Source organism: [Bacillus] selenitireducens MLS10 (assembly GCF_000093085.1).
Lineage (GTDB): Bacteria > Bacillota > Bacilli > Bacillales > Salisediminibacteriaceae > Salisediminibacterium > Salisediminibacterium selenitireducens.
Window position 1 is genome coordinate 69,771 of sequence record NC_014219.1, and the last position, 14,999, is coordinate 84,769.

The following is a 14,999-nucleotide window of genomic DNA, read 5'->3' on the forward strand; positions in this document are numbered from 1 at the left end:
GCATACTTATGGGAACGATACGAATTTTGGGCCTTGGCGCAGGTGATCTCGATCAGCTGAGTCTTGGTGTCTACAGAGAAATCAGGCAGGCGGAGCAACTGTTTGTCCGCACAGCCCGTCACCCGCTCATTGCGGCCCTCGAAGACGAAGGCGTCTCCTTTGAGAGCTTTGACACAATTTACGAGACAGAATCCGCCTTTTCCGATGTTTATGCCCGCATTGCCGGGGCGCTTCTTGAAAAAGCGGAAGCCACGGAAGCGACGATCTTCTATGCTGTTCCGGGTCATCCCCTCGTCGCGGAAGAAACCGTACAGCGCCTTCTCCGTCAGGAACAGGTGCCGGTTTCGATCGCCGGAGGGGGGAGTTTTCTCGATGCGATGTTCACGACGCTCAACATCGATCCGATTGAAGGTTTTCAGCTCCTTGACGGCCTCAGTATGGAGCCGTCGGATCTGATGCTCAAGGGGCATACGGTCATCGGTCAGGTGTATGACAGCCTCAGTGCATCAGAGGTGAAGCTGAAGCTGATGGAGCGACTGCCCGATGACTTTGACGTCACCATCGTTGACGCTGCAGGAACGGACAGGGAGTCGGTCACCGTCGTCCCTCTCTACGAACTCGACAGATCCGTGACAACTTCAAATCTGACGGCAGTCTATGTGCCGCCGGCAGAGGAGGAGGCGATTCACTACAGAACGTTCGACACTCTGCGCGGCGTGATCCGCACGCTCCGTGGCCCCGACGGTTGTCCGTGGGACAGAGAACAGACCCACGAAAGTCTGAAGCGGTATATGATCGAAGAAGCCTATGAGCTTCTTGAAGCCATCGATGAAGAGGACGACGATCACATCGCAGATGAGCTGGGGGATGTCCTTTTGCAGGTGATGCTGCACGCTCAGATCGGTGAAGATAACGGCTATTTTTCCATCGACGATGTCATTGGCAACCTCTCGGAAAAAATGGTTCGCCGTCATCCCCATGTCTTTTCGGACACGAGCGTCTCCGGTGCCGATCAGGTCGTGACGAACTGGGAAGCGATCAAAGCAGAGGAGAAAGGCCATGAAGACCGGCACTCGATGCTCGACGGGATTCCGAAGGGATTGCCTGGTCTGATGACCGCAGCCAAGCTTCAGAAAAAAGCCGGCAAAGTCGGGTTTGACTGGGGTGAGGAAGGTCCGATGTGGGAAAAGCTGTTTGAAGAGATCCATGAATGGGCACAGGAAGTGCACACCGGCACACCGGACCGTTCGATGAAGGAATTTGGAGATGTGCTCTTTGCGTTTGTCAACATCGCGCGATTCCATCAGATTGATCCTGAAGAAGCGCTCAGGCAGACGAATGAGAAGTTCCGCCGGCGGTTTCAGCATGTGGAAAGCCGGGTGGAGGAGTCGGGCCTTGACTGGTCAGCCTTCTCCCTCGAAGCGCTGGACCGCTGGTGGGAGGAAGCAAAAGATAAAGGTTTGTAAATCAGAGGAGGGTATACATGATGCGACTGGATAAATTCTTAAAAGTGTCACGGCTGATTAAACGCAGAACGATGGCCAAGGAAGTGGCCGATCAGGGGCGCGTGTCCATAAACGGACAGAAAGCGAAGGCGTCGAGTACGGTACAGGAAGGGGACGAACTGAAGGTCGAATTCGGCCAGAAGATCGTCACCCTGACCGTCGACCGGCTCAAAGAAGCGGTCAAAAAAGATGAGGCACAGACGATGTATACGATTGTATCCGAAGAGCGGAAACAGGGTGAAGCGTGAAGATTTCGTAAACGATTGCAAACGGCGTTGCAATTGGAAAAAGAATCCTGTATGATGGTCATATGATGCAATACGTGACAATTTTTGAAGGGGGGCTTGGAACATGGCTGCAGATGGGAAGGAACGGCTCAAACAGTTAACAGAGGAAGTTGAGCGTAAACACCGGATGTACGAGGAAGCGCTCAGGAAAAAAAGGCGTGGCCTGATGCGCCGGCTGTCGGTCTTTGGGGTCGTTATGCTGCTTATGACGGGTGTTTCGGTATTTACCATCATCCACCAGAACAGTCAGGTGACCGAACAGGAAGAGCTGATCAGCAGTCTCAAAGAAGAACAGGATGTCCTGCAGGAGGAAGAACGCCGCCTTGGCCGTGAAATCGAATCGCTCCATGATCCGGCTTACATAGCGGAAATCGCCCGACGGGATTTCTTTTTGACGAAACCGGGCGAGATCCTGTTCCAAGTCCCCCGTGAAGGGCAAAGTGACGATTGACACCGGTTTTACGGGGTCGGTATAATGGGTTCATAATGTTGATGATAGTCTGAAGGAGGAGCATGACGTCCATGTCCATCGAAATAGGCAGTAAGGTTGAAGGAAAAATCACAGGTATCACCCATTTTGGGGCGTTTGTTGAGCTTCCCGGCAAAAAGACGGGACTCGTGCACATCAGTGAAGTGGCAGACGGCTACGTCGAGAACATCAAGGATGTGCTGACCGTTGGGGATACGGTCACGGTGAAGGTGTTGAAGATTGCCGATGACGGGAAGATCGCCCTGTCCATCCGTAAAGCCGCAGAGAAACCTGCCGGAGAAAAACCGCGGAGACGTCCACCGGGCAAGCCTTCTGGCGGAGATCGCAGACAGGAAGGAACCAAAGGCTCCTTTGAAGATAAAATGAGCCGGTTCCTTAAGGACAGCGAAGAGCGGTTATCCACATTGCGGAAACAGACGGACTCCAAGCGCGGAGGACGAAGTACAAAGCGCTGAAGACTGTCGGCTCCGGAACACGATCGGATTGCAGATGCAGAACCCACCGCTTCAATGAGGATTTCACTTGTTGCAGCGGTTTTTTATTTGTGTCATCCCTGTTATTGAGGCAGGGACGTGTATTTCCCGGGAAATAACCCGGTATGTCAGGAGGGGTCACGATGTCGGAACGGGCGGATGAAATGATGGATATATGCCTCTTGGCCGGTGAGATCATGCTGAGCTACGGCGCAGAAACATACCGCGTGGAAGAGACCCTCGAGCGGATGTCCGTGGCGGCCGGCTTCGCCAATGTCCACTGCTTTGCGACGACGACGGGCATTTTCCTCTCCTTTGAGGAGAAAAAGGGGAACGGTGACCTGATGCAGATGGTCCGTATTGATAACCGGATGCAGGATTTAAACAAAGTGATGGAGGTCAACCAGGTGTCCCGGGAGTTTACCTCCGGGGACTTGACGATTCCTGAGGCCCACGAGCGGCTGAAGGAAATCTATCATGCACCGGTGCTCTATCCGCTTTGGGTGATCCATCTGTTTGCCGGGGTCGCGGGCTCCGGGTTTTCCTATCTGTTTGGCGGGGGGCTCTTTGACCTCTTGCCGGCTTATATTGCAGCGGTTGCGTCGAGCGTGGCCCTTGTTGAATTCGAGCGGTATCTGAAAGTCCGCTTTGCTTCGGAGTTTATGGGTGCCTTCACCGGGGGGACGGTGGCCATCCTCCTGGTCATGTTCGGGCTCGGTAACAATCTCGATCAGATCATTATCGGGTCCCTCATGCCCCTCGTCCCCGGGGTGCCTTTGACCAACTCCGTCCGTGACCTCCTGTCCGGAGATCTCCTTGCCGGGATGAGCCGCGGGGTGGAGGCACTCTTAACCTCGCTGTCGATTGCCGGCGGTGTTGCACTGACGATTTCAATTTTCCTGTAAAGGAGGCGCACATGCCATGGTGACATTTATTCTGCAACTGATCATTACCTTTGCTGCAACTGTGGCATTCGGCATTCTCTTTAATGTGCCGAAGCGCGCCCTTCTGATCGGCGGTGCCATCGGGGTCTGTACGTGGGCGGTGTTGAGTATTTCCATGATGCTCGGAGCGGCTCAGGTCGTATCGACGGGTCTTGCGTCCATCTCTGCGGCAGTCAATGCCCATTTCCTTGCGCGAAAACTGAAGCTGCCGGTGACGACCCTCTCCATTCCAGGGATCCTCCCGCTTGTACCCGGAAGCCGTGCCTACTTCACGATGCTCGCTTTTGTGGACGGTGACTACCTGCAGGGACTTGAATACGGTGTGGAAACGATGCTCATTGCCGGTGCCATTGCCGGCGGACTCGTTGTCGGACTCTCGATCTTTACATTCGGGAAAGGGGGCAGCCACCGTTATGAATCAAACCATTGACGCGTTTATCGACCGTCACCGGTTGATTCAGGCCGGTGATCATCTTCTTGTTGCCGTCTCAGGGGGCGTCGACAGCATGGTCCTTCTTCACCTTCTTCATGAACGGCGGACACGGCTTTCGATCACCCTCTCAGCCGTCCATGCCCACCATCACCTGAGGAGAGAAAGCGCCGACCGTGATGCAGAACTCGTTGCATCGTTTTGCAGGGAACTTGCGATACCGTTTCATCTCGTTCATCTTTCGGTAGAGGAAGAACGAAAGCTTCGTAATGGATCGGTCCAGGCGGTTGCCAGGGACCTCCGTTACGAAGCTTTTCGTCATGTCATGACAGAAACCGGGGCAAACCGGCTGGTCACGGCCCATCACGGGGACGACCAGATCGAAACGGTGCTGCTTCAGCTGCTTCGGAATACGGCCCAGGGCGGAAGCGGGATGCGAGCGTTGCGCCCGATTGAAGGCGGGACCCTGATCCGGCCCCTTTTGGACACAGAGAAAGCCTCACTCTACCGGTACGCCAAGGACAGCGGCATTCCTTTTCGTGAAGATGAGTCGAATGACAGCCGGCATTACCGGCGAAACCGGATCCGCCAGGATATCCTGCCGGTTTTAAAAGAGGAGCATCCGGGTATTCATCGGCAGATCGGCCGTTATACGGAAGAGCGGCAGACAGAGAGCGATTATCTCGATCATCTGGCAGACGAAATGCTTCAGGAGCCGTCTTTTTCTCTTATGATGAAAGAGTCGGGCCTGCAATTCTCCCGGCCGGCCTTTCAAAGACTGCCTTCCGCTTTACAAAAGCGGGCTGTTCATCTACTATTAACTTATCTTTCTGAGCATTTGCGAATCCGGGTGGCGCATAACCGCCGGAATCTCGAACAGGCCGTGGCTGTCATTTGCGGAGAGAAGCCGAATGCAGCGGCTTTTTTTCATGACGGATTGAAGCTCGTCTGTGCATACGGGCTTGTCACGATCGGCTTGACCGATGAGTCTTTGGATTCGTTTTCCTCTTTTGTGATACAAGGAGAAGGCGAATGGGTGCTGCCGACAGGGACACTGTCCTGCCGGCTGTCTGAGACCGAAGATCCGCTACCGGAAACGTCCGCTCAGGCTGTGACGGTTCCCGGACAAATGCTGCCAATCACCGTGAGACCCCGTAAACCCGGGGACCGGATCACGCTTCGGAGTGGCGAAGGCCGCAAGAAGCTGAAAAAAATCATGATTGATGAAAAAATTCCTCAATCGATGCGTGATGTTTGGCCCATTCTGGTGGACAGACATGATACAATATTATGGGCTCCTGAACTGGCCGTATCCGGAGAACTGCTCAGGATTGAGACCGGGCATCAGGAGAACAGGCACTTTCACATTCGGTTTCAACGCTTTGAACACGAAACCGCTATACTTGAATAAACAAGATCAACCTAGGAGGGTCCACAATCACTATGAAAGATGACATTTTGGAAGTACTCGTTTCAGAAGAAGAGATTCAGGAAAAGGTCGCCGAACTCGGTGGCGAAATCACAAAGATGTACGAAGGGAAATTCCCCCTCGTCATCGGCATACTGAAAGGCTGTCTGCCGTTTATGGGAGACCTCATTCAGAAGGTCGATACCCATCTCGAATTTGATATGATGGATGTGTCGAGCTATGGTGAAGGATTTGTTTCATCCGGCGAAGTGAAGATCGTCAAGGACCTGAACACCAGCGTGGCAGGACGTGACCTTCTGATCGTTGAAGATATTATCGACAGCGGCACGACGCTGCATTATCTCGTGAACCTGTTTTATCACCGCGGTGCGAACTCCGTGAAGATCGTCACGCTGCTCGACAAGCCGGACGGCCGCACGGCGGACGTGAAGGCCGATCTCGCCGGCTTTATCGTACCGGATAAGTTCGTTGTCGGCTACGGTCTTGATTATATTGAAAAATACCGCAACCTCCCATTTGTCGGTGTACTGAAACCGGAAGTGTATCAGGGCAAATGAATTGTAGGAAGCAAAAGGAATATGATACGATATTTGAGATGTACGTGGGAGGAGGCTTATTATGAACCGTATTTTCAGTAATACGTTATTCTTCCTGCTGATTTTTCTCGTGATCGTCGGTATCGTCAGTCTGTTTTCGCAAGAACCTGGTGATACGTCTGAGATGTCTTTTACGGAATTCAAGCAGGAGTTCCAGGAAGGGAATGTGGAATCGTTATCCATTCAGCCCAATCTGGATGTATATTCAGCCCGCGGTCAGCTTGAAGGCGCGGCGGAAGATGAGTTTTTTACAGTAAACATACCGGATCTTCAGGTTTTCCTTGAAGATATCGTGACTGCAAGCGGAAGTGAAAGCCTGAACGAATTGACCATTGAGCCGGCGGATGAGCCGAGCGGCTGGATTACATTCTTCACGGTACTGATTCCGTTTATCATTATCTTTATCCTCTTCTTCTTCCTGATCAGCCAGTCTCAGGGTGGCGGCAGCAAGGTGATGAACTTCGGTAAGAGTAAGGCGAAGCTCGTCAGTGAAGACAAGAAGAAGGCCCGGTTTAAAGACGTGGCCGGTGCGGATGAAGAGAAGCAGGAACTCGAAGAAGTCGTCGAATTCCTGAAAGAACCGCGCAAGTTCGCGGAGATCGGTGCCCGTATTCCAAAAGGGGTGCTCCTTGTCGGACCTCCGGGTACAGGTAAGACGCTGATTGCCCGTGCGGTTGCCGGGGAAGCAGGCGTACCGTTCTTCTCCATCAGCGGTTCGGATTTCGTTGAGATGTTCGTCGGTGTCGGGGCATCCCGTGTCCGTGACCTCTTCGAAAATGCGAAGAAGAATGCGCCGTGTATCATTTTCATCGATGAAATTGACGCAGTCGGACGTCGCCGTGGCGCAGGCCTTGGCGGTGGACACGATGAGCGTGAACAGACACTGAACCAGCTTCTCGTTGAGATGGACGGTTTCGGTGTGAACGAAGGGATCATTCTGATCGCGGCGACGAACCGTGCAGACATCCTTGACCCGGCGCTCCTCCGTCCTGGCCGTTTCGACCGTCAGATTATGGTCGGGCGACCGGATGTCAAAGGACGCGAAGCCGTCCTTGAAGTCCATGCAAAGAATAAGCCGCTTGCTGACGATGTGGAACTGAAGACGATCGCTCAGCGGACGCCAGGATTCTCCGGTGCGGATCTCGAGAACCTTCTGAACGAAGCGGCACTCGTTGCAGCCCGTACGGATAAGAAAAAAATTGACATGGAATCCGTTGAGGAAGCCATTGACCGTACCATTGCCGGACCGTCGAAGAAGAGCCGTGTCATCTCTGAAAAAGAGAAGAATATCGTCGCTCACCACGAAGCGGGTCATACCGTTGTCGGCGTGAAGCTTGTCAATGCGGATATGGTTCACAAGGTGACGATCGTACCGCGCGGTCAGGCCGGCGGATATGCGATGATGCTTCCTAGAGAGGACCGCTACTTCATGACGAAGCCGGAACTGATCGACAAGATCGTTGGACTCCTCGGGGGCCGTGTTGCCGAAGAAGTCATGTTTGACGAAGTGAGCACAGGTGCTCACAATGACTTCCAGCGTGCGACAGGCATCGCCCGTAAGATGGTCATGGAATACGGCATGAGTGATAAGCTCGGTCCGGTCCAGTTCGGTAACTCTCAGGGTGAAGTCTTCCTCGGCCGCGACATTAACAGCGAACAGAATTACAGTGAAGCGATCGCTCACGAGATTGATATGGAAGTGCAGCGCATCATCAAAGAAGCGTACGCGTACTGTAAAGAAATTCTGACGGAGCATAAAGATAAGCTCGAACTGGTCGCGCAGATGCTCATTGAATATGAGACGCTCGATGCCGAACAGATCTATTCCCTTGTGGAAGAGGGCAAGATGCCGGAAAACCATCATATGATCAAAAAGCTGAACGGAGAATCAGAAGAGCAACAAGTCGATTCTGACGAACAGCATAAAGAGGATGATGCGTCTGAATCGGATGGGGAAACCGCTGAAAGCGGGGACACTTCGGAGGTAGACAAGGCGGATCAGCCAACTGATACGGAAGATGCCGGTGACAGAGACGAACCATCGACAGACGATGATGAGCGCAAGTAAAACCGGTAATCAGGAGGGTGTCTCATGGACACCCTCTTTTCTTCATCCAAAAGCAAGGGAAAGCCCTGCATCGATAAGGAGGCAATGCTGATGAAGCTGGTGATGGACATCGGAAACACAACAATCTCGATCGGGCTCTACAAAAAACAGACGCGGATCGCCGAGTGGACGGTACAGACAGACTATGAGAAAACCGTCGATGAGTACGGCGTTCTCCTCGGTCAGTTATTCATGATGAACAATCTCCTCACGTCTGAGGTGAAGCGCATTATGGTGTCTTCTGTCGTGCCGCCCCTTGATGAGACGATCCGTCAGGTCTGTGCGCGCTATTTGGCGATTGAACCGGTATTCGTCGGTCCGGGTGTGAAGACCGGGCTCAATATCAGTACGGAGAACCCGAGAGAAGTGGGGAGTGACCGGATTGTCAATGCGGTCGCGGCACTCGAACACTATACGCCGCCTTTGATTGTCGTTGATTTCGGGACGGCGACGACGGTCTGCTATGTGAATGCAAAGCGTCAGTATGTGGGTGGCGTCATTGCACCGGGGATGAGCATTGCCATGGACGCACTTTATGACAAAGCGTCGAAGCTTCCGAAGATCGACCTCACGGCAACGGACAGCGTCATTGGCCGCAATACGACCGACGCGATGCGGAGCGGTTATTTATACGGTTACCTCGGCCAAATGGAGGGAATTGTACAAAGGATGAAGGATGAACAGGGCGAAGCCACCGTGGTGGCGACGGGGGATCACGCGGTGATTCTCGGTGAGCACTCCCGCCTGATTGATCACGTTCATCCGCATTTAACACTCGACGGACTGGCAATTCTTGATGAACGCCAGCCCTGAATGAACAGGAATGATGGAAAGGAGAACCCTGACAAATGACGAATGATTATTTAGTGAAAGCCCTGGCCTATGAGGATCAGGTGCGTATATATGCGATTAACTCAACGGACATGACGGACGAAGCAGCGAGGCGCCACCAGACGTGGCGAACGGTTACCGCTGCCCTCGGCCGGGCTCTCTCAGCAGGCACCATGATGGGCTCCATGCTTAAAGGTGACGAAAAGCTGACGATTAAAATCGAAGGAAACGGTCCGGCATCGCCGATGGTGATCGATGCCAATGCGAAAGGGAAAGCGAGGGGGTATGTCGGCCGTGTCGACGTGGACCCTGAGCGGCGTGAAGACGGTAAACTGAACGTAGGTGCCGTCGTTGGGAATGAAGGCCATATTTCCGTCGTCAAGGATCTCGGCATGAAGGATTATTTCACCGGCAGTGTTCCCCTTGTATCCGGTGAACTCGGTGATGATTTTACGTATTATTTCGCCTCATCGGAGCAGACCCCCTCCTCGGTGGCGCTGGGCGTGCTGATCGGGGAGGAAGAGAAAGTCCTGGCATCCGGCGGTTTTATTCTGCAGCTGATGCCGGAGGCCAGTGACGCGACCATTGATGAGGTGGAGCGGATTCTTCAGGGGCTTCCTTCGGTGACGGAGATGCTGTCTGAAGGGATGACGCCGGAAGACATCGTCGCCCGCCTTTCCGGCGGGACGCACCGCATTCTCGAAAAGCTCGATACGGCTTTTGAGTGCAACTGCTCGAGAGAACGGATCGAAACGGCCCTTTACAGCATCCAGGAAGATGAGCTGGAGCTGATGATCACCGAAGATGAAGGGGCTGAGACGTCGTGCCATTTCTGCAATGAAATCTATACGTTTACGAAAGCGGATCTCGAGACGATTCTGTCAAACCGCAAAAACGGGATACAGCCTGAATAAGGCCGCCGTGCTATCGATTGACGGGACAGAAGAAAACACGTACAATAAAACTATATTAAACAGACCAATTAACTTGGTTTTAAAAGGGGGCACCTTCAATGGCAAAAGTGGTAGAGTCGATTACAGATCTGATCGGGGACACACCGCTCGTCAAACTGCAGCGGCTGACAGGTGAACAGGATGCGGATGTGTATCTGAAGCTTGAGTATATGAACCCCGGCAGCAGTGTCAAAGACAGGATTGCCCTGTCGATGGTGGAAGAAGCGGAGAAAGCGGGTAAAATCAAGCCCGGCGACACCCTCGTGGAACCGACAAGCGGAAATACCGGAATCGGATTGGCCATGGTCGCAGCGGCGAAAGGCTACCGATCGGTTCTTGTCATGCCTGACACCATGAGCCTTGAACGGCGCAACCTGTTGAAAGCCTACGGTGCGGAGCTCGTTTTGACACCTGGTCCTGAAGGAATGGGCGGTGCGATTGCCAAAGCAAAAGAACTGCAGGAAGAAAAGGGGTACTTCATGCCCCAGTAGTTCGAGAACCCGGATAACCCGAAGATCCACCGTGAGACCACGGCGAAAGAGCTCCTTGCTCAAGTGGACGGGCAGCTCGATGCCCTGATTTCAGGGATCGGGACCGGCGGTACGATCACCGGTGCCGGGGAAGTGCTGAAGGAATCATTCCCTGACCTGCGCATTGTGGCCTTGGAACCGGAAGATTCCCCGATCCTCTCAGGCGGAAAAAAAGGACCGCATAAAATCCAGGGAATCGGTGCAGGCTTTGTGCCGGCGATTCTGAATACGGACATTTATGATGAAGTGATGACGGTTTCGACGGATCAGTCCTTTGAATATGCGAGAAAAGCGGCAAGAGAAGAAGGGATCTTGGGCGGCATCAGCTCCGGAGCAGCGATTTACGCGGCGCTGAAAGTGGCCAAAGAGCTCGGCAAAGGCAAGAAGGTCGTAGCGATCATCCCGAGTAACGGGGAGCGCTACCTCAGCACGCCTCTCTATCAGTTCGACGAAGAAGAATAACCGCTATGAGCCGCAGACCCCGTGTCTGCGGCTTTTATGTTATCCTGACGAAAACGGAACGCCGTGAGCTGTCTGTAAAAGTCAACCTTTACGGAAGCGGATTGCGTCCGTATAATGTAACGGAGATCAGTAACAAACAGACATCGGAGGAACCAGACTATGGCAAGGTTTGCAACAGGCATCAGCATGTCCCTCAGTGAGCTTGGGGAAGACTGGTATGCCACCTTTCGAAAGATGATACAGCCGGATGGCCGCCACGTGCTCCTTGAAAGCGGACGCGGGGGGCGCTATTCGATTATGGGCCTCTCCCCGTTTGCGACATTGACGGGTAAAGACGAGAGACTTCATATCGATTGCCACGGGAAACACGAGACCCGCACAGGACCGCTACTCGCCTCACTCAGATCGTGGATGGCGGATTGGCAAATCGAAGCGGATCCGGTGCTTCCGGATATTCAGGGCGGACTGATCGGTCAGATCAGCTACGATCTGATCCGCGAGGTGGAGACGATTCCCACCGAGGCGGCGGATGACCTTGATACGCGGGACGTGGAGCTCCTTGCTTTTGACGAGCTGTATGTCGTCGATCACCGGGCGGAGCGGCTCTATGCCATCGCCGTTTCAAAAGACAGGGATGATACGAGCCGGGCCGCCGGGCTCCTCCGGGACTGGCAGCGACATGCGAATGCCGGTGAGTCTTTTACTTTTTCCGAAAAAAAGGATGTGCTAAAATCAGAGGATACACCTGTCCGCTCCCTCGATGAAGAAGCCTTTTCGCAGGCTGTGGAACAGGTTCAGACCTACATCCGTCAGGGCGACGTCTTTCAGGTGAACCTGTCTGTCCGGGAGACGCGGGCGCTGAAGACCCCTCCTGAGCATTTGTATGACAAACTGCGGGAGATCAATCCGTCGCCTTATATGGGCTATCTGTCCTTGGGTGACGTAACATACGTCAGCGCTTCGCCGGAACTCCTCGTCAAGATCAGGGGTGACGAGATCAGCACCCGGCCCATTGCCGGGACGCGTTCACGGGGGAAGAGTCCGGAAGACGATGACCGTCTTGCGAGAACGCTTCTCGAAAATGAGAAGGAGCGGGCCGAGCATATTATGCTCGTCGACCTTGAACGCAATGACCTCGGGCGGGTTTCGGCCTTTGGCACCGTTGAAGTGGATGAGCTGATGGTGATTGAGAAATACTCCCACGTGCAGCACATCGTCTCGAACGTCAAAGGGCAAATCCGTGATGACTGTGATGCATTCGACGTCATAGCCGCCACGTTCCCGGGCGGGACGATCACCGGTGCACCGAAAATCCGCACGATGGAAATCATTGAAGAGCTCGAGCCGGTCCGAAGAGGCGCCTACACGGGGTCGATGGGCTGGATCGGTTTTCAGGGGGATATGGAACTCAATATTACGATCCGCACGATGGTGATCAGGGACGGCGATGTCCATGTTCAGGCCGGAGCGGGGATCGTCATTGATTCCGACCCGTCCGCAGAGTTCAAAGAGTGCCTGAAAAAAGCAAAGGCGCTCTGGCACGCGAAGGAACAGAGTGAAGCAGAGTGGTCCGGTCAGTAGAGAATGAGCAGAGGAGGAAGCAGTATGATCGTGATGATTGATAACTATGATTCGTTTACGTATAACCTGGTTCAGTATTTGGGTGAAATGGGTGAAGAGCTTGTGGTCAAACGGAATGACCAGGTGACCCTTGAGGAGATTGAGGACCTTGCGCCGGATTTTCTCATGATTTCACCGGGTCCCTGTTCACCGGATGAAGCGGGCATCAGCATGGACGTGATCCGGCATTTTGCCGGGAAGATCCCTGTCTTTGGCGTATGTCTCGGCCATCAGTCTCTCGCCCAGGTATTTGGCGGCGACGTCGTTCAGGCGGAGCGGCTGATGCACGGCAAGACCTCCCCGGTTCTCCATGACGGCAAGACGATTTTTCAGGGGCTTGAGAGCCCGTTCACCGCAACCCGCTACCATTCCCTGATCGTGAAGAGGGAGACGTTGCCGGACTGTCTGGAGATTTCGGCGGAGACGGCGGAAGGGGAGATTATGGCCCTTCGTCATAAGGAATTTGCCGTTGAAGGCGTGCAGTTCCATCCGGAATCGATTATGACGGATACCGGGAAACAGCTTCTCCGGAATTTTCTCGACGTGCACCGGCAGGGTGAAGCACCATGTACATCAAAGTAAATGGCACGATCATCCCGGAGGAAGAGGCGAGAATCTCGCCTCTCGATCACGGGTTTTTGTATGGAATGGGCCTGTTTGAAACGTTTCGGACGTACGATGGGCACCCGTTTTTACTCGATGAACATATGAAGCGCCTCCGTGAAGGGGCGGACGAGATGAATATCCAGCTTCCTGCCTACGACAGACAGGATGTGGTTGAGACAATTCGAGCGTTGTTGGCTGCCAACAAGAACCGGGATCTCTACTTCCGTTGGAATGTCACCGCCGGACATGGCGGTGTCGGATTAACGGCAGAACCGTATGAAGAACCGGGGGAGCTCGTTTTTGTGAAAGATGCCCCGACGCCGCCTGCAACAAAGCAGGCCAGGGTGCTGACGCAGACACGGAACACCCCGGAAGGCGCGGTCCGCCGGAAATCCCACCATTATATGAACAGCATGCTCGCCAAGCAGGAACTCGGTCAGGATCCGGGCACCGAGGGCATGATGCTCACCTCAGATGGCCATGTATCAGAGGGGATTGTGTCGAACGTATTTTGGGTAAAGAAAGATACGCTGTATACACCGTCCCTTGAAACAGGCTGCCTGCCGGGGGTGACCCGGGCCTGGGTGGCTGATTATGCAGATAAACAGCGATTGCCGTTTCAGGAAGGGTTTTTTACCGCGGCGGACATGATGCAGGCGGAGGCCGTGTTTGTCACGAATGCGATCCAGGAAATCGTGCCGGTGACGGCCATTGACGGTCGCCCGTTTGACAGTCAGACGAATCCGCATCTTCTTGCCTTGAAACAGCAGTATGAGATTGATAAAAAGCAGGCTTATTCCCTCGGAGAGTGCGGCCTGTAAATCCCAGTGTCAAGCGGAAAGAGCAGGTGACAGATGATGAAGGAATATTTCAGTACGATGAAGTGGGACCGCTATGAACTGAATTTTGCCGACAAAACGCTGATTATGGGTATTTTGAATGTAACCCCCGATTCATTCTCTGACGGAGGGAAGTTCCAGTCCGAACAGGAATGGCAGGACCGTGCGAAGGAAATGGTCCGGCAGGGTGCAGATATCATTGATATTGGCGGAGAATCGACGAGACCCGGTTCCACACCGGTTCCGGCAGACGAAGAACTCGGTCGGGTCATACCGGCGATTCGGGCCATCCGTTCTGTGGTGGATGTGCCGATCTCCATCGATACGTACAAATCTGACGTGGCAGAAGCGGCGATTCAGGCGGGTGCATCGATCATCAATGATGTGTGGGGTGCCCGCTACGATTCGGGAATGGCTGAAGTTGCGGCACGGTTTGATGTCCCGATTATCCTGATGCACAACCGCGAGCGGATGGATTACACGGATCTGATTACGGATATGAAAGAAGATCTTCGTAAGAGTGTCCGCATTGCCAAGGAAGCGGGGGTGAAGGATGAGCGGATCATCCTTGATCCCGGGATCGGGTTTGCCAAAACGTATGAGGATAATCTCACGGTGATGCGTGAACTCGATGCCTTTATGGACCTTGGCTATCCGATGCTCCTCGGGACGTCAAGAAAGTCTCTGATTGCGAAGACGCTCAACCTCCCTGTGCACGAGCGGGTGGAAGGCACGGGTGCGACGGTTTGCCTTGGAATTGAGAAAGGCTGCGACATCGTCAGGGTTCATGACGTCCTCGAGATGAGCCGCATGGCAAGAATGATGGATGTGATGATTGGAAAAAGCCAGGTGCCGCTGGAGAAAAGTGGCGCATGAAGCGTCTTGAAAGGACTGACG

15 protein-coding genes and 1 pseudogene are annotated in these 14,999 nt (G+C 53.8%); all 16 read left to right on the forward strand.

All coding sequences use genetic code 11. The features are described from left to right. The first annotated feature begins 8 nt into the window (after positions 1–8). A complete protein-coding gene (gene yabN / locus BSEL_RS00315; protein ID WP_013171039.1) occupies positions 9–1,466 on the forward strand; it encodes a bifunctional methyltransferase/pyrophosphohydrolase YabN in 1,458 nt (485 codons plus the stop codon). Positions 1,467–1,486: 20 nt separating this feature from the next. Next, the gene (locus BSEL_RS00320; protein WP_041581618.1) at positions 1,487–1,753 is read left to right on the forward strand and encodes an RNA-binding S4 domain-containing protein; all 267 of its coding nucleotides are present in this window, start codon (positions 1,487–1,489) and stop codon (positions 1,751–1,753) included. Positions 1,754–1,856: 103 nt separating this feature from the next. Then, a complete protein-coding gene (locus BSEL_RS00325) occupies positions 1,857–2,243 on the forward strand; it encodes an FtsB family cell division protein (protein ID WP_013171041.1) in 387 nt (128 codons plus the stop codon). A 71-nt stretch (positions 2,244–2,314) separates the two neighbouring features. Next, the gene (locus tag BSEL_RS00330) at positions 2,315–2,737 is read left to right on the forward strand and encodes a S1 domain-containing RNA-binding protein (protein ID WP_013171042.1); all 423 of its coding nucleotides are present in this window, start codon (positions 2,315–2,317) and stop codon (positions 2,735–2,737) included. Positions 2,738–2,898: 161 nt separating this feature from the next. After that, a complete protein-coding gene (locus BSEL_RS00335; RefSeq protein WP_013171043.1) occupies positions 2,899–3,660 on the forward strand; it encodes a threonine/serine exporter family protein in 762 nt (253 codons plus the stop codon). A gap of 16 nt (positions 3,661–3,676) precedes the next feature. Further along, on the forward strand, positions 3,677–4,129 hold the full coding sequence (locus BSEL_RS00340; protein WP_013171044.1) for a threonine/serine exporter family protein: 453 nt from the start codon (positions 3,677–3,679) through the stop codon (positions 4,127–4,129). Further along, positions 4,113–5,540, forward strand: a complete 1,428-nt coding sequence (tilS, locus tag BSEL_RS00345; RefSeq protein ID WP_013171045.1) for a tRNA lysidine(34) synthetase TilS — start codon at positions 4,113–4,115, stop codon at positions 5,538–5,540. Before BSEL_RS00340 ends, tilS begins: the two co-directional genes overlap by 17 nt. Before the next feature lie 26 nt (positions 5,541–5,566). Beyond that, positions 5,567–6,115 carry a hypoxanthine phosphoribosyltransferase gene (hpt, locus tag BSEL_RS00350; RefSeq protein WP_041581619.1) on the forward strand — a complete coding sequence of 183 codons (549 nt, stop codon included), beginning with the start codon at positions 5,567–5,569 and terminating at the stop codon, positions 6,113–6,115. Positions 6,116–6,176: 61 nt separating this feature from the next. After that, positions 6,177–8,222: an ATP-dependent zinc metalloprotease FtsH gene (gene ftsH / locus BSEL_RS00355; RefSeq protein ID WP_013171047.1), complete on the forward strand. Its 2,046-nt coding sequence runs from the start codon at positions 6,177–6,179 to the stop codon at positions 8,220–8,222. Positions 8,223–8,312: 90 nt separating this feature from the next. Then, positions 8,313–9,074 carry a type III pantothenate kinase gene (locus tag BSEL_RS00360; protein ID WP_041582047.1) on the forward strand — a complete coding sequence of 254 codons (762 nt, stop codon included), beginning with the start codon at positions 8,313–8,315 and terminating at the stop codon, positions 9,072–9,074. A 35-nt stretch (positions 9,075–9,109) separates the two neighbouring features. Then, complete coding sequence (gene hslO, locus BSEL_RS00365; protein ID WP_013171049.1) at positions 9,110–10,006, forward strand: Hsp33 family molecular chaperone HslO; 897 nt, start codon at positions 9,110–9,112, stop codon at positions 10,004–10,006. A 98-nt stretch (positions 10,007–10,104) separates the two neighbouring features. Next, positions 10,105–11,037: pseudogene (gene cysK / locus BSEL_RS00370) on the forward strand (cysteine synthase A). A gap of 159 nt (positions 11,038–11,196) precedes the next feature. Further along, positions 11,197–12,618 (forward strand): anthranilate synthase component I family protein, encoded by a 1,422-nt coding sequence (locus BSEL_RS00375; protein ID WP_013171050.1) that lies wholly within the window; start codon positions 11,197–11,199, stop codon positions 12,616–12,618. Positions 12,619–12,642: 24 nt separating this feature from the next. After that, on the forward strand, positions 12,643–13,239 hold the full coding sequence (gene pabA, locus BSEL_RS00380) for an aminodeoxychorismate/anthranilate synthase component II (protein ID WP_013171051.1): 597 nt from the start codon (positions 12,643–12,645) through the stop codon (positions 13,237–13,239). Beyond that, positions 13,224–14,084 (forward strand): aminodeoxychorismate lyase, encoded by an 861-nt coding sequence (pabC, locus tag BSEL_RS00385; protein ID WP_013171052.1) that lies wholly within the window; start codon positions 13,224–13,226, stop codon positions 14,082–14,084. Before pabA ends, pabC begins: the two co-directional genes overlap by 16 nt. 33 nt (positions 14,085–14,117) lie before the next feature. Continuing rightward, on the forward strand, positions 14,118–14,978 hold the full coding sequence (gene folP / locus BSEL_RS00390; protein ID WP_013171053.1) for a dihydropteroate synthase: 861 nt from the start codon (positions 14,118–14,120) through the stop codon (positions 14,976–14,978). The last annotated feature ends 21 nt before the right edge of the window (positions 14,979–14,999 follow it).